Raw genomic sequence first — 20,044 nt, 5'->3', positions numbered from 1 at the left:
TTCACCCTTCCGCTTTTAATTCTAATAGTAAATCTCTTAATTCAGCTGCACGCTCGAAATCTAACGCTTTTGCTGCTTCTTTCATCTCTGCTTCCATCTTCGCAATTGTCTTTTCACGCTCTTTTTTCGTCATCTTCTTAGCTGGTGCCGCTTCATACATTTCCGGCTCTTCAGCAGCTGTCGTTGCACGGATAACATCACGCACGCCTTTTTGAATCGTTTTCGGCGTAATACCATGCTCTTTATTGTAAGCTTCTTGTATAGTACGACGACGCTGCGTTTCTTCAATTGCAATTCCCATTGATCTTGTTATACGATCTGCATACATAATAACGCGGCCGTTTTCATTACGTGCTGCACGACCGATTGTTTGAATTAATGAACGCTCTGAACGCAAGAATCCTTCCTTATCAGCATCTAAAATAGCTACAAGTGATACTTCTGGAATATCTAATCCTTCTCGTAATAAGTTAATACCGACAAGTACGTCAAACTTACCAAGGCGAAGATCACGGATAATTTCAATACGTTCTAACGTTTTAATTTCAGAGTGAAGATAGTTCACTTTAATTCCTACATCTTTTAAGTAGTCTGTTAAATCCTCTGACATCTTCTTCGTTAAAGTCGTAATTAATACACGTTCATTTTTTGCAATGCGATCTTGAATTTCTCCTAATAAATCATCAATTTGCCCTTCAATTGGTCGTATATCAATTGGTGGATCTAAAAGCCCTGTTGGACGAATAATTTGTTCTATTACTTCCGGTGCCTGCTCTAACTCGTACGGTCCTGGCGTTGCTGAAACGTAAATAACTTGATTCGTTTTCCCTTCAAACTCATCAAACGTAAGCGGTCTATTATCTAAAGCTGATGGCAGACGGAATCCATGATCTACAAGCACTTGTTTACGTGCTTGGTCCCCGTTATACATCGCTCTTACTTGCGGTACTGATACGTGTGACTCATCCATAACGATTAAGAAGTCTTTCGGGAAATAGTCTAATAACGTATACGGCGTTGCACCCGCTGGACGAAGTGTTAAATGACGGGAATAGTTTTCAATCCCTGAACAAAAGCCCATCTCGCGCATCATTTCTAAATCATAACGTGTACGCTGTTCTATACGCTGCGCTTCTAACAACTTGCCATTATCATTTAATTCCTTTAAACGTTCTTCTAATTCTTTTTCGATATTTTCAATAGCGACCTTCATCTTTTCTTCACGTGTAACGAAGTGAGATGCTGGGAAGATTGCTACATGATCACGTTCTGCTAATACTTCACCTGTTAACGCATTTACTTCGCGAATACGATCGATTTCATCGCCGAAAAATTCAATTCGAATACAATGCTCATCAAGTGATGCAGGGAAGATTTCAACTACATCTCCGCGCACACGGAATGTACCACGCTTGAAATCAATGTCATTACGTCCATACTGCACATCAACGAGTTCACGAAGCAATTGATTGCGGTCCTTTTCCATACCAACTCTAAGTGAAACAACTAACTCGCGGTATTCTTCTGGAGAACCTAAACCATATATACACGAAACACTCGCAACGATAATTACATCGTCCCGTTCAAATAATGCGGACGTTGCTGAGTGACGCAATTTATCGATTTCATCATTAATCTGCGCATCTTTTTCAATAAACGTATCTGTTTGCGGTACATACGCTTCTGGCTGATAATAATCGTAATAACTAACAAAATATTCAACTGCATTATTCGGAAAAAAATCTTTCAGCTCACTATATAACTGTCCTGCTAACGTTTTATTATGAGCCATAACAAGTGTTGGCTTCTGCACTTCTTTAATGACATTTGAAATCGTAAATGTCTTACCCGTTCCTGTTGCTCCAAGCAACACTTGCTTTTTCTTCCCACTATTAATTCCCTCTACAAGCTTTTCTATAGCTACCGGCTGATCACCTTGCGGGGAATAAGCTGAGATAATTTCAAATTGATGTTCCAAACAAAACCGACCTCCTCGTAAAAAATCTGTATTCCCATTTTACCACGAATGCTCATAAAAAAACCAAGAAAACGAACAGATATTCGGTAAAATTTTCGACAATATATACATAGAAAAAGGAAGGAGTAAAAACTTCCTTCCTCTACTAACTCTATTTTTTAGGTACATATAATAAATCATATCCATTGCGCCCATTTTTACTCGTACAATCTATTAACCTATAAGTGATTTCTAATTCTCCCTGCTCTTTAACAATACTTTTGCAACTACCTTTATGTAATCCTTTATGCTCACCAGCAAATTGGTCTTTTCTATTATCTAACACATAAAGTATATCGTTCTCACTATGCTCTACCGTTTGAAAAATCGGATCACCTTCATGGGTATACTGCACAATTCTTATTTTATCAACTTTCCCTTGGTCAACATTCAAAACGAACTTTTCAAATTTATCTAGATTGGAAATTCCTGCTCTCTTTACAATGACATCATTCTTCTTATCAATGTCAATGTTAGGTTGTGAGCATGCTACTAAACTAAAGAGAAATAAGCATATAAAACCTGTTTTTCCTATTGTTATCCTCTCCTATACAAACTATTGGTATACTAGAAAAAGCTACTTTCCTCTATGAAAGTAGCTTCTCTTTTTCTTTTTCCTTCTTCGGGAAAAGAACATATGAAAATGAAATAACTGTATCCACTAAAAGTATAATCGCCCAAACTTGGCTAACACGACTTGCTTTTTCATTTAAAACAATCCCCGTTTCTAACCAATTATGCCATTGTTCAAACGGGACAAAACCGTACAGAAAGAAAAAGAAAATATGCACAACAACGAATAAAACAAGATGTAATAACCAATTTTTTATTTCCTGTTTCGCATAGGCCATACCTGTTAATTCTACGTGCTCTTCCATAATTGGCGCTGGTTCATTCCGCCATTTCGCAACTAGCTTTTGCGCAAACATATCAAGCTTCTTCAAATCCTTTTTCCCGTAGAAAACTGCATACAATAAAATAATTACCGTAATGATTTGAAAGTTAGAGAACTTCCCTGTTTGATAATAGTCCACTACCCCTAAGGTTAAAATAAACACTTCATTTACGAGGAGTACAATCCCCATAATAAAGCTCGCCTTCTTCAAACGGAATCCGTAACGAAGTAAAAAGAAGCCGATAGCCGATAACCAAAATACAATCTCTGCCCCAATTAAAAAATACCAACGATATTCTGCAAGTATACTCATTTATCCATCTCCTTTTCATCATATATACGAAAAGCTTCTTCCATATATAATAAAAGTTCTTCTTCAATTGGATACATGCTCATTTTCTGTGAATCTTCCTTCGATTTTCTAACTTCCCATAACTTATCTAAAAACGCTTCGTCACCATTGGCCATTTCTAAACATTTCTGCATTAATCTCTTCGTTGCCCCTTGTACCTCATCACTCGCTGCTTCTTTGCCGTCTTTCATAAAAGTACGTAATTGCTTTAATAAATCTACCCATTCTAAAACATTCGGATCTTCTTCACTCATATTTGGCAAGTTATGAAGCAATTTTTGTTCTTCCTTTGAAAATACTTCATTTTGAAATATTTCACGTATACGAGACGACTGTTTCGAAAGCTGAATCAGTTCAAACATAACTTTCCAATCAAGTTCCCCTTCCACATCTACCGAATAAACAACAGCTTGTAAAACACGCTCCATTCGATTAAATTTCTTTTGTTCTTCCTGTACAAACCGAAGTTGTTTTTCAAGAGAACCCTTTAAGTTAAGGTCACCTTTTACTAACATATTCGCAGCCTCTTTTAATGAAAAGCCCATTTCCTTTAAAAATAAAATTTGCTGCAACCGTATTACGTCAGCTTCACTATATAAACGATGCCCACCTTCTGTTTTCCCGCTCGGCTTTAATAAATCTATTTGATCATAATAACGTAATGTACGTACCGTTACCCCTGTTTCTCTCGTCAATTGTTGTATTGAAATCACTACCATCACCTCTTCCCCTTCATTATAAAAGATGACGTTACGTAACTTTCAAGACTTTTGTAAAAAAAATACAAAAAGCTGTTTATACTCTTTGTATAAACAGCTTTTACGGAAATAATCCCTTTTGTATAGCGCGCCCACAAAATAAAATAAGTGCTCCAACAACAACACTCGTTGCTGTTTTATGATAATGAGCTGAAACTAATAAATAATATGATAAACCTACAGTGCCAATCATAATACAAATGCTTGGCACTGGATAACGAGAGAAGTTCTGCATTCCCCAAAACAAAGCAAAAATAGCCGTAGCGACACATAATACCGGTAATCCCATCCCAGTTCCCCTTTTTCTATCTATTCCTTGTTGCTAACACACTCGTCGATGCCCTACTTATTAATAAGCCAAAAATAGCAATATATAACAACTCATTTACATGTACTGCTTGCCTATCTAAATACTTATTTAAACAAAGATACATAATGAACAAGAACAAGAAGCTTGTAATACTAATCGTAAAATATGACTTCATCTTATTCACAACTCGCTCATCAATCGACGGTACTCCCTCTTCTTTCAAACGCTTCTGTTCTCTATATTCCGCAATACTTATATAAAATGACTAGTGCTACATTCGATATGAAGATTGTTCCCCACGAAATACTTAAAATCATTAAACTCATATTTAAAACAAGACCCGCTAAAAACAAACTTCCTATGAACCGTATAATATCTTACTTACTCATACATGATCAGCCTCTTTTTGATTTCTATATTTCCACTTCGGCCAATAGTTCACAAGAAAATACACCCACTGCCCTATTACAAATAAAACAAATGGCATACCAGCATTTCCGTCAACAATTAAATTATATAAACTCCATATCGCTAAACTAATCGTAAAAAATAACCCTACATATTTAAACGCTTTATCTGACTGAAATCTCTCAAACTCATCTTGCATTTTTCATTCCTCCTATCGCTATGCTCGTTTCCCTATCATGACTCCTATGATGAGACTACCCGCAAATAAGGAACTACATATCATAAATATTTCTTGCACTGGTATAACAGCTCTGCCTATTGCTTTACTCGCAACAATATAAACAATAAGCAATAGAAACGCGAATACAAATGAGACATTTACATATTTTTTTATATTTTCATTTACTCGCTCATCTATATCTGGAAGTTCTTCTTTTTTGTACTTACGCTTTTTGTAATACGAATACACCATCAAAAATACAATTGCTAAAACGTTACTCACTACGAGCGGTAAAATTGGTATAGCCGGATTCATACTATGAACTACAATGTCTCCCAAAAACAATCCAAAAGTCGCACCGATAAATAACTTTTTAGTATCGTTCATTTTTTCTCCCCTTACTCTAGCGTAAATATTTCCTCCACCTTCACCCCAAAATATTTGGCGATTTTTAGGGATAACTCTAGACTCGGGTTATAATGATGGTTTTCAATCGCCACAATCGTCTGCCGCGTCACCTGCATCGCCTTTGCCATTTCAACTTGCGTTATATGATGTTGCTTTCTTAACTCTTTTATTTTATTTTTCACACCCATAGGCTCCACCTTCGAAAGTAAAGATATCTTTACTTTAATTATAAATATTTTCCAGTTATAAGTGAAGATATCTTTACAAATTTTAGAAAAACGTTTCACTGATCACCTTCTCTAACAAAGTACAAGCGTAATTAAATTTATATCAGCTATTTTTTTAATATATCGACACCCGTAGCACTATAAACATAAAAAAAGCTGTCCAAAAATATCTTTTGGAACAGCTTCTTCGTCCTACTACATAAATCCTAATGCATATACAAGAACGTATCCAAGAATCGAAAGGAAAACCGAGCCGATCAGCCCCGCCACGAATGCCTTACTTCCTAACTTACGGAACGTTTTAAACTCTACATTTAAACCAAGCCCCGCCATCGCCATTGCAATAAGCATGTAAGCAAGAACAACGATGTATCCGGCAACAACTTCTGGTATAACCCCGAGCGAATGCACTGCACTCATCGCTAAAAATCCGAAGATGAACCACGGAATTGGAAGGTCACGCCACGATTTTTTTTCCTCGCTACCTTCACTCTTACCAAACCATAATCCAATTAAAATCGCTACTGGCACAAGCATTGCAACGCGCGTTAATTTCACGATAACTGCGATGTCTACAGCCGTACTTCCTCCTGGCGCCGCAGCTGCGATGACATGAGCGATTTCGTGCAGCGTCGCACCTGAGAATACACCGTAACCGTACGGTGAGAAGCCAAGCACTGGGTATAATAGCGTATAAATAAGTGTAAATATTGTACCTAAAATTGCAATAATTGCTGCCCCAACTGCCGTTTCTTCATCCTTCGCTTTCACTTGCGGTGCAATTGCCACGACCGCAGCCGCGCCGCAAATTGCTGTTCCGCACGCTGTTAAAATTCCGAGTTTCTTTTCTACCTTAAATACTTTCGTTAGCCCATATACAACGAAAATCGTAAATGTAATAACAGCGGCAGCGATGACCAATACTTTCGGCCCTGCCTTCGCAATATCAACAAGATTTAACCGCATTCCAAGTAAGATAATCCCAAAGCGCAGCAACTTCTTACTCGCAAAGTTCGTTCCAGCTATCGCTTCTTGTGGAACTCCAATGACTGCGCGCCAAACCATCCCAATTAGAATAGCAATTACTAATTGTCCCATAATATTTAAAAATGGAAGCTCTGCTAAATATTTCGCGGCAATTGCGATTAATAACGTAATCCCAATACCTTGCGAAAATCCAAAGCCCTTCTTCTTTTGTATAACAAGTGTTTGTTCCACTTTGTACCACTCCAATAATCGTATTGGAACATGCATGTTCTTTCTACTTATATTATAAGAGAGTTTCTATAATAAGTTTAATATCAATATTGAATCTCTATCATCAGAAATACTTATGATAAGATGATAGAAAAAGAAAGGAGCCCATTACATGAACGTAGACATTTTAAAAATATTTGTTACTGTCGTTGAACAGAAGCATTTCTCCCGTGCAGCAGAATTATTAAACCTTTCACAGCCTGGCGTAAGTATGCATATACGCAACTTAGAAAACGAATTTGGCACTACACTTATTCAGCGCTCTCCGAAGCACGTTCAAGTGACGGAAGCTGGAAACATATTATATATACACGCAAAACAAATGCTCTCTCTTTATGAAGATGCTAAGCAAGAAATTAACGAGCTACATAACGTTGTAACAGGAACTCTTCGCATCGGTGCTAGTTTCACAATTGGCGAATACTTACTTCCAAAAATACTGGCTAACTATGCGAATGAAAATCCACACGTTGAAGTTCATACCTTTATCTCAAATACAGAAGACGTTTTGCAAAGCCTTCGCTCTAATCAAATCGATATCGGCTTAGTCGAAGGGCAAGTCGTATACGCCGACGTGGACGTTGAAACGTTTATGCAAGATGAAATGAAGCTCGTCGTCCCGCCAAATCATCCACTGCTCCGCACAAATGAAATAAATGAAAGCACACTCCAAGATCAAGTATGGGTATTAAGAGAAAGTGGTTCTGGAACACGCGCTTATAGTGACCGCTTTATTCATCAACACCATTTAAAATTGAAGCGCTTCTTTACATTCAGTAGTATCCAAAGCGTGAAAGAAGCAGTTAGTGCCGGGCTTGGCATCGCTATACTTTCTGATTGGACTGTACGGAAAGAGTTACTGGCAAAAGAGCTATTCCACGTCGAAGTTCCAAATGAACAACTCATCCGTCCATTCTCCATCGTGCGCGGCAAATACTTCATCCCGTCTAAAGCTATTCAGGTGTTTTTAAATTATGTAGACTCTTTTGCGAAAAAACAGCATTGACCTTCACATTAGTGTGAAGGTTTACAATACATGTACAAGGGGTGAAACACATTGCGAATTGGAGAGTTATCAAAAGAAACCGGGGTTAGCGAAAGATCACTAAGACATTATGAAGAAAAGGGATTACTCCCTTCTAAGCGCCTCGCAAATGGCTACCGTGACTTTGATGAAAGTGCCATCGAAAAAGTGGAGCTTATTCAAATGTACTTACAAATTGGCTTAAATTTAGAAGAGACGGCAAGGATGCTGCGCTGCCTCGAAATAGAGCCGCACCTGTACGAAAATCCTTGCAGCAGTATCCTTACGCTTTATGAAGATAAACTTAATGAAGTAACGAAGCAAATCTCATTACTTTCTAGCATTCAAACGAATTTGCAAAAACACGTTTCACTCCTAAAGCAAACAAAAGAAAAGGGATGATTACATGTTTGTTATACATGGCAGTTCAAGACAAAACGGAAATACAGAAGCTTTAACACATATGGTGATTGATGGAATTGAAACAGAACAAATTTACTTGCGTGATCATATCGTCCACCCAATCATAGATCAGCGCCATGATGCAGAAGGATTCCAACCTGTAAATGATGACTACGAGCAGTTAATCGAGCGTATGTTAGAGCACGACACAATTATCTTTGCTACACCGCTATACTGGTATGGAATGAGCGGTCATATGAAAAACTTCGTCGATCGCTGGTCACAAAGCTTGCGTGATACATCTCTTCATTTCAAAGAAAAAATGAAAGGTAAAAAAATGTACGTTGTCATCGTTGGCGGAGACAATCCAAAGCTGAAAGCATTACCGCTTATTGCTCAGTTCCAATATATCTTTGATTTTGTTGGTTCATCATTTGAAGGGTATGTTATTGGGGATGCGAATGGATTGGATGAAATCAAAAATGATGCTGAGGCTCTAGCAAAAGTACAATTGTATAATAATAAGTTCAAAAATAGTAAATAGAAATAAGTTTGACAAACCATTTTGTATGCGCATACAATAAAAGTAACATTATGAAAGGAAGGTACTTTGACCAATGAAGTTCTAATTCTCTTATTTATTTCATCCATCACAAATAGTGAACAAAAAATGATGAAAACTAGCAGGGGATTAGTCTGTCCATTTGTCGATACTTTCTTTCGAAACGATCATGTAAAAAAATCGTTTATTTATGTACGATTTTTTACATGCAAGGGCGACGTTTATCCTCTCTAGTGAAACTAGGGAGGTTTTTTTATGACTATTTTATTCGCACGCAATATTGAAAAGAGCTTTGGTGATCGCACACTATTTACGTTACCGTCACTGGAAATTCAAGCACAGGATCGCATAGGAATTGTCGGAGTCAACGGAGCTGGTAAATCTACGTTATTACAAATATTAAGTAAAGAAATAGAAGCTGACAAAGGCATAGTAACTCATCATAGTTCTATCAGCATCATTCCTCAACTTAGCGAGGAACTACCGGAAACCACTTCTGCTCTCGCAAAAGGAAAATGGAGTATTTCAAACGTTACAGATGCAATGAGCGGTGGTGAACGAATGCGGCTAAAGATTGCTCATGCTCTCGAACAAGATGCAGGAATTTTATTTGCTGATGAACCAACAAGCCACTTAGATATGGTTGGTACAGAGCAATTAGAAAAGGCACTTTTATCTTATAAAGGGTCACTTGTTTTAATATCGCATGATCGTGAATTTCTAGATAATATATGTACAAAAATTATTGAAATTGAAGACGGGACGATTCAAGAGTATAAAGGAAACTATTCCAACTATCGAAAGCAAAAAGAACGTGAACGAACACAAAAACAAGCAGAATATGATCAATATATACAAGAAAAAAATCGTTTAGAGCAATCAATTTCACAAAAAAAGCAACGTGCTTCTAATATGACAAAAATCCCAACTCGATTCAGTTCATCTGAATCTAAACTTTATAAGTTAAGCGGGGCTCATAGCCAAGAACAGGTTAGCAAAGCAGCGAAAGCATTAGAAACACGTCTCGAAAAACTAGAAAAGAAAGAAAAGCCAAAGGAACTTTCTCAGACTCAGTTTGACGTGCAATACCATACACCCATTCATAGTAAAGTGGCAGTACAGTTCAATAAAGCAACAAAGAAAATAGGCGACCGCACACTATTTAAAAATATGAATGGAACCATTGCCCCTGGTGCAAAACTTGCTATTTTAGGTGCAAACGGAAGCGGCAAAACAACTTTGTTCAACATGCTTCTCGCAAACGAGCGTGGCATTCAGCTTTCGAAAAGTTGTAAAATTGGATACTTTGAACAAACACTATCAATTTTAAAAACAGATAAAACCATTTTAGAGAACGTTCTAGAAGAAACCAACTATACAGAAGCATTCGTTCGAACAATACTCGCACGGCTTTTATTCCGCCGTGAAGATGTTCATAAACCTGTACATGTCTTAAGTGGCGGCGAACGAATGAAGGTCGCACTCGCAAAAGTATTTTTAGGAAACTATAATATGCTTCTGCTCGATGAACCGACAAACTATTTAGACTTAGCGACGCAAGAAGAATTAGAAATCATGTTACAAGAATATCCTGGCACAATACTTTTCATTAGCCATGACCGTGCCTTTATTCGCTCTGTTGCAGACCATATTCTACAAGTAGATGAGAGTGAACCAAGAATATTCCACGGTAATTACGAGCAATACACAAAAAGAACCACCGGGGATTCTGTAAACGTAACTGAACAAGAATTATTACGATTACAAACAAAATTAACAGAAATTATCGGCCGAATTTCCATGCCAAATCATCACGATGATATCCCATCTCTCGAACAAGAATACGAAACATTATTAGTTCAAATCCAGAAATGTAAAGAAGCGCTCTAATGTCTTCCCTATATATCGACAGGGCCTTCCGCATTTCCCAAGAAATATTGGAACTTCGACATAGAATAGCATTAATAAAAGTGAAAAAGCCGTGCATCAGCACGGCTTTTTCACTTTAAATACGGACAGCAGTTCCGCTCACTGCAACCATTAGCATTCCTTCGCGAACTACTTCGTAATCCACGTCGATACCAACAATTGCATTCGCATTTTTTTGTCTTGCGAAAGTTTTCATCTCTTCCATTGCAATGTCGCGCGCTTCTTTTAATTTACTTTCATAAGCGCCCGCACGACCGCCGACAACGTCACGGACAGAGGCGAAAAGGTCACGAACGATATTCGCGCCCATAATCGCTTCTCCATTGACGATATCGATATACTCAATAATTTCTTTTCCTTGAATTGTAGACGTTGTTGTTACAATCATGCTTCATAGCCTCCCATATAAGATTTTCACTTACTTATGGTGCACTAATTCAGCAGAAATTATATTTACGAACTGAACTGTGCTTCGTATAACCTGCTGTATCCTCCGCCTTGTTCAATTAATTCATCATGTGAACCTTGTTCTGCAATACCATCTTTATTTACAACGACGATACGATCTGCATTTTTAATCGTTGCAAGTCTGTGAGCAATAACTAATGTTGTACGGCCCACAGATAGTTCAGCAAGTGATTTTTGAATCGCCAGTTCCGTCTCTGTATCTAATGCGGAAGTCGCTTCATCTAATATTAAAATTGGCGGGTTTTTCAAGAACATACGAGCAATCGCTAGACGCTGCTTCTGTCCACCAGAAAGTTTCACCCCACGCTCACCGATAACGGTATCTAAACCGTCTGGTTGTGAGTAAATTAAGTCTTCTAACTGCGCACGTTTTACTGCCTGCCAAATTTCAGCTTCTGACGCCTTTAAGTTTCCGTAAGCGATATTTTCACGAATTGTTCCTGAGAATAAGAACACATCTTGCTGCACAATTCCAATTTGCTTACGAAGTGAAGATAACGTCATATCTTTCGTATCAATACCATCAATTTGAATCGATCCAGACGATTGTTCATAAAAACGTGGTAATAGACTACATAACGTCGTTTTTCCAGCTCCTGATGGTCCTACGAAAGCAACTGTTTCACCTGCATGTATTTTCAAATTAATATCATTTAAAATCGGTTCTTTATTTTCATATCCGAATGTAATGTTGCTATATTGAATATCACCATGTACATGTTTAACTTCCATCGCATCTTTAGAGTCTACAATATCTGGCTCTGTTTCAAGAAGCTCTACATATCTCTTAAAACCAGCGATCCCTTTCGGATAGCTTTCGATTACCGCATTAATTTTTTCAATTGGGCGGAAGAAAATATTCGTTAATAGAACGAATCCGATAAATCCACCGTACGTTAATTCACCTTGCAGAACAAACCATGTACCGCATATTAAGACGAAGAGCGTTACGAGACGCATGAGCATATAACTAATCGATGAATTTAACGCCATAATTTTATACGCCATTAATTTCGTTGTACGGAAACGAGCATTGTTTACAGCAAATTGCTCTTTCTCAAACTTTTCATTTCCGAATGCTTGTACAACACGGATACCGCCAACGTTGTTCTCAATACATGCATTGAAATCAGCAACGTCTGAGAATAAACGTCTAAACGTACCTGTCATTTTTTTATTGAAGTAAAGTGCCAACCACAATAGGAATGGAATAACGAAGAACGTTAATAACGCTAACTTCCAGTTGATCATCATCATAAATGAGAATGCCCCAACTAAAGTCATAACAGCGATAAATAAATCTTCTGGCCCATGGTGAGCAATTTCCCCAATTTCCATTAAGTCGTTTGTAAGACGTGAAATTAAATGACCTGTTTTATTATTGTCAAAAAATCTGAATGATAGCTTTTGAATGTGATCAAATAATTTCTGTCTCATATCCGTTTCAATGTTAACACCAAGCATATGTCCCCAATATGTAACGACATATTGTAAGCCTGCATTTAATATATACACTGCAAGTAAACCGAAACAAGCCCATAAAATAAGCGTCCAGTTTTGTCCTGGCAATAACTTATCAATAAATTGATTTACGATAAGCGGGAAGCCAAGTTCTAGTAACCCTGCGACAACTGCGCAAGAAAAGTCGAGTATAAATAAACCTTTATACGGTTTATAGTAAGAAAAAAATTTACGTAGCATATCTTACCTCCATTTTCCAAAATTAAAAAGACTCACTAAATGATAACCATTATCAAATAATTATTCAAGTTATCCGTCTATGAAACTAAAAAGAATGTTTGCGATGGTTGTCGTTTTTTCCATAAATTCGATATATTTGAATAATCACCGATATAAATTTCATTTACTACTAATCCCGCCCCCACAACCAAAAAGGGTATCACCACAAGGTGATACCCTTTCCTCTATTACATCGCTTCCGAATCCCACTCATGCTCCTGCTGAACAAACACAATTCCTAATTCGTGATGTCCTCCGGCGTATAATGCCGTTTGGGCAAGGCGAAGCTCTCCATTTGTATCTAATACTTCTAATTTACAAAATGCTCCTGTCGTCTTCGTTTGAAGCGCATCATAAAATTCCTCAGCGCTTCTTGGAATGACTCCATTTACTTTCGTAATCACTTCTCCAGGCAGTAAATTCAGCTCCGCCCCAATTGTATTCGGGATTGTATCTAATACAACAAGTCCATCATTACGTGCAGCGAAATACGCCGGTCTCGTCTCATCGGCAATTTTTTCTTGCATGGAAATTGTGAAACGCCCAAGCATTGCGACTCCCATTGCGATAATGGCAAGTACGTGCCACCAATAACTTGCGATTCCTAAAACAAGTACAATTCCTGCTAATCCGTAGACACGCCTTCCTGTAAATAATAAAGCTTCCGTTGGCTCATAACTTCTAATCTTTCTCATAAATCCAATTAAAAATGGAACGAGGAATAGAGAATAGGTATGTGAACCGATTGAAACGACAGGCCACCATGAAATAAACTGCGTTACTGCATCACCTGGTACAAGAATAAAAATAGGAACGATCCATAAACGCTTTGATTCGTGTAAACCAATCTTTAGCCCACGCTTACCCTTCCTAATCTTCGGCGTAGAATATCCTACTGCATTTTTAGAAATCAACAAGCCCTCTACAACGAGCATGACACCTAGTAAAATAGCAAGAGATACAATCGTACTCTCTTCCCCTTCTCCAAGCTGTAAGAAGGAAACTGGTAGCTTAGAAGATACTAGAACGCATACAATTGCGATACTAAATGTATAAGCTGCTGATAAATATCGATACATAGCAGTTAATCCAAATAATAACGTCCAAAGTAAGATGACCCATAAGCTCGCTTTGGAAACGACAAGGCCAAGTCCAATTGTAAGAATAGATACGATTAATCCGTATCCAACTCCCGCAAATAGAGATGTTCGCAGTTCAAACCAAATATCATAAACTTTAAAGGAAAAATCCTTTCGTTCTCGTAACATACGTAAGTATCCAACGAAGATACTACTTATTAAAAATACATAGACAGCAGGGTGTAAGAAAAAACGTCCAACTGCCCGCATTATTTCAAAAATCCATGCCTCCACGAACTCATTCACCACCATTTATATCATTCTTTCTTTTTATATTATCATAACTGGACAAACGTTTGTTTAACACAAAAAAATACAGGCAGCAAACTGCCTGTATTTCTTTTTATTTCGCTTTAATGGGCAGTAAGACCCCCACCTCAAAATTCAGCGAAAGCAAAGAATTTAGGTGGGGGATCCACTGCCCATAAAAGTCCGATTGGTTCAACTAATAATTAGTGGGGATGAAGAAAACCCCCACTGATTAAAGTTTCACTTTATTTCACTATTAATTTTAATGCGGACTGTAATTGTAGATCATTTTCTCCAGAACGGATTTTTTCAATAATTTTAGTTTGAATCGCCTCAGCTGTCTTTTTATCAAGCTGTCCCGTCGCTTCCATCTCATTCGCATTTTGGAATGCTTTCAGCGCTGATTCTGTCTCTTTACTAAAGTATCCATCTTCACGCCCTGGTACATATCCTAAACTCTTAAGCATTTCTTGCGCGTGTTTTACTTGCACATCATTTGAATTGTATGAAAGTGTCTTTTCAATTTGAATTGGTGTCGCATGATAATAATCTGGTTGCTTCACTTCTACTGTTGGCGCGATTCCTTTTTTATGAATCCAGTTTCCATCCGGTGTTAACCATTTAAACATCGTTAATTTAATGTTGCTGCCATCTTTAAATGGAACGGCTTGCTGAACAGTACCTTTACCAAACGTTTTTTCACCAATTAAATCGTATCCTTCTCCCTCTTTTAGCGCACCCGCTAAAATCTCTGAAGCAGAAGCACTTCCGTTATCAATTAATACTGAAATTGGATATGGCTTTTTCTCTTTCAGTTCCGTAGAGAATTTCTTTTTCTCACCATTTCGTTGCTCTACTTGTAGCATCGGCTTTTTATCCGTCATAATTTCCCCTAGTATCTCTTCTACACTATTTAAGTAGCCACCAGGATTACCACGCACGTCAATAACTAAGCCTTTTATGTTTTTCTTCTCTAACTCTTTTAACTGATCCTTAAATTCTTTCGCTGTATTTTCAGCAAAAGAAGTGATTTGCATATAACCGATATCTTTTCCGCTCTCTTGTTTCACAGAACTAAACACCGTGAAGATTGGAATTTTTTCACGCTTAATTTTAAATACAATCGGATCAGCTACTCCTGCACGCTTAATTTCAATCGCGACAGTCGTTCCTTTTTTACCACGAATCTTTAATACTGCTTCTTCACGTGATAAATCTTTCACACTATTTCCATCTACAGATAAAATTTGGTCATTCGGTTTAATTCCAATCTTTTCTGCCGGTGAGCCTTTAATTGGAGATACGATAATGAGCTTACCGTCCGTTTTGTTCACCTCAGCCCCGATCCCCTCTAGCTCAGGATCAAGTGATTCACTAAACTGTTTAGCCGTTTCTTTATCCATATACGTGGAATAAGGGTCCTTCAGCGTAGACAACATGCCTTGTATTGCACCTTCGACTAACTTGTCATCCTTCACGTCTTCCACATAACGTGAATCAATTAGTGCATACGCCTCATTAATTTTTGCCAAATTCCCTTGTGAGGTGCTAGCGTTTCCACTCGAAATTGTTTGCGTTACTTCTGCTGGGTTAACCCCAAATAAAGACATACCTGCAAACATTCCGCCAGCACCAATTAAAAATGCAACAACCATTCCAATAATTGCAACTCTACGTTTCAATGCGGAATTCCCCTTTCCAAAACACACAGGTGGTGTAGCAAAAGGCATCACACAGTGTGTGATGCCTTTACCTATTTCTACTATATGATAAGCTTGTACGAATTATGTTTGCAACTTTTTATACTTTTAAGAAGCGACGAATTGACATTACACTTCCCCACATACCGATTAAAGCCCCGATTAACACTAGTAAACCAGCTAATTGGAATACGAAAGGACTGTATGGTAGAAGTTCGAAAATTGTTCCGCCAAGTTTTTCGTTAAACACACTTTGTAGTGAATTATACGTAGCTAGAATTAAGCCAATTGGAATAATTGATCCTAATACTCCTAGGAATAATCCCTCTAATAAGAACGGCCAACGAATAAACCAGTTTGTTGCACCTACCAGTTTCATAATTTCGATTTCTGTACTACGAGCATAAATTGTAATTTTAATTGTATTAGAGATTAAGAACATCGCTGTGAATAAAAGACCTGCAATTAACGCAATCCCGATATTACGTCCTGTTTTTACAGTATCAAATAATTTTTCAACTTGACCTTTACCGTATTGAACATTACTTACAAACTGCATTTTCTCAATCTTTTTCGCGATTGTCGCTGTATCTGTTGGTTCTTTTGCTTTTACAATGAATACGTTTTTAAGTGGGTTATCTTGTTCAAATAACTCAAACGTTTTTCCGCTATCACCTAAGCTTTTAATTAAGCGTTTTAGCTCTTCTTCTTTAGAAGAATATTTAATAGATTCTACTTTTGCAATCTTACTCATATCATCTTCTAATTTCTTTTGATCAGCTTCTTTTGCTGCTGGATCAATGTGTACACGAATTTCTACATCTTGCTCTACTTTCGTCGCAAAATGGTTCATATTCATTATCGCTGTTAAAAAGACACCTACAAGTAATAATGTAACTGTTACTGCACTAACAGAAGCAAATGTCATCCATCCGTTACGTGATAGATTCTTTACACCTTCTCGCAAATGTCGACTAAGGGTCTTAGCCTTCATATCCGTATCCTCCCTCAATCTCATCTCGAACAATTTTTCCGCCTTCAATCGCGATTACACGATGACGAATTGTATTTACGATATCTGAGTTATGTGTCGCCATAACAATCGTTGTACCACGCTCGTTAATACGCGTAAAAATCTTCATAATATCAAGAGCTGTTTCAATATCTAAGTTACCTGTTGGCTCATCGGCAATTACAACCTTCGGTCTATTAACAATTGCTCTCGCAATCGCAACACGTTGCTGCTCTCCGCCCGAAAGTTCACTTGGTAGTGCGTCTGCACGATCCTCAAGACCTACAAGACCTAAAACTTCTGTTACACGCTCACGAATGGCTTCTTTTTCTTCTTCAATTACTTCTAAAGCAAACGCAACATTCTCATATACCGTTAACTTAGGTAGTAATTTAAAATCTTGGAAAATTACGCCTAATTGACGACGGAAATATGGAACATCTCTTTCTGCTAATGTTTCAATAACAAGTCCATTTACATTAATTGATCCTGTAGATGGCTTCTCTTCACGATACATCATTTTAATAAATGTAGATTTCCCGGCTCCACTCGGTCCAACTACGTATACAAACTCACCTTGTTTAATGTTAACTGTGAGACCAGCAATGGCTTTCATACCATTCGGGTACTCCTTATAAACATTCGTCATTTTTATCATTATTTATCACCCAATACTTAATGATTTTTTTCGAAATACTTTTCTGTACATCTGAAAATAAAAGATAACCTTTTATTCTCGCTTAACCACTCTTGTTGAAGGTAGCTTCCATTCATGCTTTTTATTAGCAGCGCTACTCTATGTAATATATTTCAGCAAAATTCTACAAACCTCATTGTAACATCAAACGGTTTCCAGTTCGGATACATTTTTGTTACAGTTATGTTACATCAAAAAAAAAGGAAACGAGTCGTCATAGTTCTTACCCAAAATCATTTTGGGATAAGATTATATAACCAACCCGTCCAGTTCACCCTTTTTATTTATGTTCAGCTAACCACTCAGCTACTTTTTTCGCATCCTCACCTTGAATAATTCCTGGTGACATGGAACCGCGACCTTTTTCAATAATCTTTTCAATCTCTGCTGCATCATATTTCTGTCCCACTTTTCGTAAATCCGGTCCAGTTGCTCCCGATAAATCTTTCGCGTGACAGCCTATACAACTTTTTTGGTAAATTTGCTCTGCGCTATCTGTGCTTGCAGATTGTTTCGAAGGCTTACTCTCTTCTTTATTTCCACATGCTCCTAAAGCAAAAACGACTGATGTTCCTAACGCAATAGCCAACAATTTCTTTTTCACTTCTATCGCTCCCCATTGTTGATATTCTTTTCATTCCTAACACACTCATTTTCATTATAAGCATTATCTTTATATAGAAAAACTAAGGTATATTTCATATTTTTCAAAAATACAGTAAAAACCCTGATAATATAAAGCTTTCATAAGTTGTTTCAATTCTGTGAACAACATAAAAACTTCTATAAAGAATTCTTGTTGAACAGAAAATCAGAAAAGTTCTGTTCAAGTCTTACTCTATTGCCGCTCTGTTTTACTATTCTCTACTTTTTACAATACAATATACAACATTGTATGCTACATATAATCTCATCAAAAAGAGAAGTTGTCGTTTCCAACTTCTCTTCCTCTTTACTTCATCTATAGAAATAAAATCAAATTCTTTATATCCTCGATTATCCTCAGCATACGCCGACAACTTTGTTGGCTTTTTTTCGCTTATTAGATGCGAGAACGTAAGTAAGCATCAATAAATGGATCAATTTCTCCATCCATAACTGCTTGCACGTTACCAACCTCTGTATTTGTACGGTGGTCTTTCACAAGAGAATACGGGTGGAATACGTAAGAACGAATTTGGCTACCCCATCCGATTTCTTTTTGTTCACCGCGAATTTCATCTAACTCCGCTTGTTGCTCTTCTAATTTCTTTTGGTATAATTTCGCTTTTAACATTTTCATCGCGTGCTCACGGTTTTTAATTTGTGAACGCTCTGACTGACATGTTACAACTGTGTTTGTTGGTGTATGTGTAATACGAACTGCTGAGTCTGTCGTATTAATATGCTGTCCACCTGCACCACTTGCACGGTACGTATCAACTTTTAAGTCTTCTGAACGTATTTCGATTTCAACTTCATCATTGAACTCAGGTACGACTTCACAAGATACGAACGATGTATGACGACGGCCTGAAGAATCGAATGGCGAGATACGTACAAGACGATGTACACCTTTCTCTGCCTTTAAATAACCGTAAGCGTTATGACCTTTAATTAATAAAGTAACACTCTTAATACCAGCTTCATCACCTGGTAAGTAGTCAACCGTTTCTACTTTAAACCCACGTTTTTCAGCCCAACGTGTGTACATACGTAATAACATAGAACCCCAGTCTTGTGACTCTGTTCCACCAGCACCTGGGTGTAATTCTAAAATAGCGTTATTTTTATCATAAGGATCGCTTAGTAGTAGCTGAAGCTCATACTCATTCATTTCTTGAATTAAGCCTTTCACTTCTGATTCAAGCTCCTCATGTAAATCTTCATCATACTCTTCTTTTAAAAGCTCATGCGTGATTTCTAAATTTTCGAAGGTCTCATCTAACTGACGGAACTTTCCAACCATCTCTTTCAGTGCATTAGCTTCGTTAATTACAGCTTGTGCGCCTTGTTGGTCATCCCAAAATCCTGCACCCATCATTGTCTCTTCTAACTCTGCAATTTGTTTCTCCTTAGTAGGAAGGTCAAAGAGACCCCCTAAAAGCCGCTAATCTCTTAGCCATTTTCTCTAATTCTTGTCTAATTTCTACTAATTCCATTTCCTTCACCTCTATGTAATTGCTGTTACTTTCTTATGAGAACAAGGGAAACTCTCTCCACTTATGACGGAGAGAGTTTAAACTTTCTTAATTATACATTTTTGATGTAAAATTTTGCAAAGCAATCTG

General features: G+C 37.5%; 21 protein-coding genes and 1 pseudogene. 4 read left to right on the top strand and 18 right to left on the bottom strand.

The features are described 5' to 3' along the window. Position 1 precedes the first annotated feature (1 nt). The 10 genes and pseudogenes from uvrB to AC1DMU_RS16830 all read right to left on the bottom strand — a co-directional run bounded on the left by uvrB (position 2) and on the right by AC1DMU_RS16830 (position 6,813). Positions 2 to 1,978: an excinuclease ABC subunit B gene (uvrB, locus tag AC1DMU_RS16875; protein ID WP_048542497.1), complete on the bottom strand. Its 1,977-nt coding sequence runs from the start codon at positions 1,976 to 1,978 to the stop codon at positions 2 to 4. Between the two features lie 151 nt (positions 1,979 to 2,129). Continuing rightward, positions 2,130 to 2,558, bottom strand: coding sequence for a DUF4362 domain-containing protein (locus AC1DMU_RS16870; protein WP_088064791.1), 429 nt, complete (start codon positions 2,556 to 2,558; stop codon positions 2,130 to 2,132). A gap of 46 nt (positions 2,559 to 2,604) precedes the next feature. Further along, positions 2,605 to 3,225, bottom strand: coding sequence for a hypothetical protein (locus AC1DMU_RS16865; RefSeq protein ID WP_075309658.1), 621 nt, complete (start codon positions 3,223 to 3,225; stop codon positions 2,605 to 2,607). Further along, positions 3,222 to 3,983 (bottom strand): MerR family transcriptional regulator, encoded by a 762-nt coding sequence (locus AC1DMU_RS16860; protein WP_141542771.1) that lies wholly within the window; start codon positions 3,981 to 3,983, stop codon positions 3,222 to 3,224. The genes AC1DMU_RS16865 and AC1DMU_RS16860 overlap by 4 nt, the downstream gene beginning before the upstream one ends. Positions 3,984 to 4,083: 100 nt before the next feature. Continuing rightward, positions 4,084 to 4,311 carry a hypothetical protein gene (locus tag AC1DMU_RS16855; RefSeq protein WP_000524128.1) on the bottom strand — a complete coding sequence of 76 codons (228 nt, stop codon included), beginning with the start codon at positions 4,309 to 4,311 and terminating at the stop codon, positions 4,084 to 4,086. A 16-nt stretch (positions 4,312 to 4,327) separates the two neighbouring features. After that, positions 4,328 to 4,658 (bottom strand): annotated as a pseudogene (locus AC1DMU_RS16850) (ATPase). A 59-nt stretch (positions 4,659 to 4,717) separates the two neighbouring features. Next, positions 4,718 to 4,939 (bottom strand): hypothetical protein, encoded by a 222-nt coding sequence (locus AC1DMU_RS16845; protein WP_088064793.1) that lies wholly within the window; start codon positions 4,937 to 4,939, stop codon positions 4,718 to 4,720. Between the two features lie 18 nt (positions 4,940 to 4,957). After that, a complete protein-coding gene (locus AC1DMU_RS16840) occupies positions 4,958 to 5,347 on the bottom strand; it encodes a hypothetical protein (protein WP_087983941.1) in 390 nt (129 codons plus the stop codon). 11 nt (positions 5,348 to 5,358) lie between these two features. Further along, positions 5,359 to 5,556, bottom strand: a complete 198-nt coding sequence (locus tag AC1DMU_RS16835) for a helix-turn-helix transcriptional regulator (protein WP_000538359.1) — start codon at positions 5,554 to 5,556, stop codon at positions 5,359 to 5,361. Positions 5,557 to 5,790: 234 nt separating this feature from the next. Next, a complete protein-coding gene (locus AC1DMU_RS16830; RefSeq protein WP_137011607.1) occupies positions 5,791 to 6,813 on the bottom strand; it encodes a YeiH family protein in 1,023 nt (340 codons plus the stop codon). Between the two features lie 151 nt (positions 6,814 to 6,964). Here AC1DMU_RS16830 and AC1DMU_RS16825 point away from each other — a divergent pair, with 151 nt between their 5' ends. The 4 genes from AC1DMU_RS16825 (at position 6,965) to abc-f (ending at position 10,730) form a co-directional block, all read left to right on the top strand. Then, the gene (locus tag AC1DMU_RS16825; RefSeq protein ID WP_087983943.1) at positions 6,965 to 7,858 is read left to right on the top strand and encodes a LysR family transcriptional regulator; all 894 of its coding nucleotides are present in this window, start codon (positions 6,965 to 6,967) and stop codon (positions 7,856 to 7,858) included. A gap of 51 nt (positions 7,859 to 7,909) precedes the next feature. After that, positions 7,910 to 8,278 carry a MerR family transcriptional regulator gene (locus AC1DMU_RS16820; RefSeq protein WP_046955576.1) on the top strand — a complete coding sequence of 123 codons (369 nt, stop codon included), beginning with the start codon at positions 7,910 to 7,912 and terminating at the stop codon, positions 8,276 to 8,278. A gap of 4 nt (positions 8,279 to 8,282) precedes the next feature. Next, positions 8,283 to 8,822 (top strand): flavodoxin family protein, encoded by a 540-nt coding sequence (locus tag AC1DMU_RS16815; RefSeq protein WP_088064794.1) that lies wholly within the window; start codon positions 8,283 to 8,285, stop codon positions 8,820 to 8,822. Positions 8,823 to 9,095: 273 nt separating this feature from the next. Continuing rightward, positions 9,096 to 10,730: a ribosomal protection-like ABC-F family protein gene (abc-f, locus tag AC1DMU_RS16810; protein WP_476941534.1), complete on the top strand. Its 1,635-nt coding sequence runs from the start codon at positions 9,096 to 9,098 to the stop codon at positions 10,728 to 10,730. Positions 10,731 to 10,845: 115 nt separating this feature from the next. On the opposite strand, the gene AC1DMU_RS16805 is transcribed toward abc-f, so the two are convergent. From AC1DMU_RS16805 to prfB, 8 genes are all read right to left on the bottom strand, one after another. Beyond that, positions 10,846 to 11,157 carry a heavy metal-binding domain-containing protein gene (locus tag AC1DMU_RS16805; RefSeq protein ID WP_000637523.1) on the bottom strand — a complete coding sequence of 104 codons (312 nt, stop codon included), beginning with the start codon at positions 11,155 to 11,157 and terminating at the stop codon, positions 10,846 to 10,848. A gap of 65 nt (positions 11,158 to 11,222) precedes the next feature. Next, entirely contained in the window at positions 11,223 to 12,938 is a 1,716-nt protein-coding gene (locus AC1DMU_RS16800; protein WP_088064796.1) for an ABC transporter ATP-binding protein, read from the bottom strand. Positions 12,939 to 13,165: 227 nt separating this feature from the next. Continuing rightward, positions 13,166 to 14,350: a PDZ domain-containing protein gene (locus AC1DMU_RS16795; protein ID WP_137035902.1), complete on the bottom strand. Its 1,185-nt coding sequence runs from the start codon at positions 14,348 to 14,350 to the stop codon at positions 13,166 to 13,168. 260 nt (positions 14,351 to 14,610) lie between these two features. After that, positions 14,611 to 16,047, bottom strand: coding sequence for a S41 family peptidase (locus tag AC1DMU_RS16790; protein ID WP_000830301.1), 1,437 nt, complete (start codon positions 16,045 to 16,047; stop codon positions 14,611 to 14,613). Between the two features lie 118 nt (positions 16,048 to 16,165). Next, the gene (gene ftsX / locus AC1DMU_RS16785) at positions 16,166 to 17,059 is read right to left on the bottom strand and encodes a permease-like cell division protein FtsX (RefSeq protein ID WP_087983949.1); all 894 of its coding nucleotides are present in this window, start codon (positions 17,057 to 17,059) and stop codon (positions 16,166 to 16,168) included. After that, positions 17,049 to 17,735: a cell division ATP-binding protein FtsE gene (ftsE, locus tag AC1DMU_RS16780; RefSeq protein ID WP_000594325.1), complete on the bottom strand. Its 687-nt coding sequence runs from the start codon at positions 17,733 to 17,735 to the stop codon at positions 17,049 to 17,051. Before ftsE ends, ftsX begins: the two co-directional genes overlap by 11 nt. A gap of 319 nt (positions 17,736 to 18,054) precedes the next feature. Then, entirely contained in the window at positions 18,055 to 18,378 is a 324-nt protein-coding gene (gene cccB, locus AC1DMU_RS16775; protein WP_000727965.1) for a cytochrome c551, read from the bottom strand. 438 nt (positions 18,379 to 18,816) lie between these two features. Continuing rightward, positions 18,817 to 19,915, bottom strand: a protein-coding gene (prfB, locus tag AC1DMU_RS16770) for a peptide chain release factor 2 (protein ID WP_096001656.1) whose coding sequence is annotated in 2 segments (ribosomal slippage) — positions 18,817 to 19,842 and positions 19,844 to 19,915 — 1,098 coding nt in all. Because the reading frame shifts where the segments join, the coding sequence is not laid out codon by codon here. Positions 19,916 to 20,044 lie beyond the last annotated feature (129 nt).

This window comes from Bacillus sp. 01N45 (assembly GCF_056399205.1).
Note: the sequence above shows the minus strand (reverse complement) of the source record. Positions and strands in the feature narration are given on the sequence as shown.

Excerpts from the sequence above, each read along its gene's own strand:
- AC1DMU_RS16865 (WP_075309658.1), bottom strand. The coding sequence starts at position 3,225 with ATGAGTATACTTGCAGAATATCGTTGGTATTTTTTAATTGGGGCAGAG.
- AC1DMU_RS16860 (WP_141542771.1), bottom strand. The coding sequence starts at position 3,983 with ATGGTAGTGATTTCAATACAACAATTGACGAGAGAAACAGGGGTAACG.
- AC1DMU_RS16855 (WP_000524128.1), bottom strand. The coding sequence starts at position 4,311 with ATGGGATTACCGGTATTATGTGTCGCTACGGCTATTTTTGCTTTGTTT.
- AC1DMU_RS16845 (WP_088064793.1), bottom strand. The coding sequence starts at position 4,939 with ATGCAAGATGAGTTTGAGAGATTTCAGTCAGATAAAGCGTTTAAATAT.
- AC1DMU_RS16840 (WP_087983941.1), bottom strand. The coding sequence starts at position 5,347 with ATGAACGATACTAAAAAGTTATTTATCGGTGCGACTTTTGGATTGTTT.
- AC1DMU_RS16835 (WP_000538359.1), bottom strand. The coding sequence starts at position 5,556 with ATGGGTGTGAAAAATAAAATAAAAGAGTTAAGAAAGCAACATCATATA.
- AC1DMU_RS16825 (WP_087983943.1), top strand. The coding sequence starts at position 6,965 with ATGAACGTAGACATTTTAAAAATATTTGTTACTGTCGTTGAACAGAAG.
- AC1DMU_RS16815 (WP_088064794.1), top strand. The coding sequence starts at position 8,283 with ATGTTTGTTATACATGGCAGTTCAAGACAAAACGGAAATACAGAAGCT.
- abc-f (WP_476941534.1), top strand. The coding sequence starts at position 9,096 with ATGACTATTTTATTCGCACGCAATATTGAAAAGAGCTTTGGTGATCGC.
- AC1DMU_RS16805 (WP_000637523.1), bottom strand. The coding sequence starts at position 11,157 with ATGATTGTAACAACAACGTCTACAATTCAAGGAAAAGAAATTATTGAG.
- AC1DMU_RS16800 (WP_088064796.1), bottom strand. The coding sequence starts at position 12,938 with ATGCTACGTAAATTTTTTTCTTACTATAAACCGTATAAAGGTTTATTT.
- ftsX (WP_087983949.1), bottom strand. The coding sequence starts at position 17,059 with ATGAAGGCTAAGACCCTTAGTCGACATTTGCGAGAAGGTGTAAAGAAT.
- ftsE (WP_000594325.1), bottom strand. The coding sequence starts at position 17,735 with ATGATAAAAATGACGAATGTTTATAAGGAGTACCCGAATGGTATGAAA.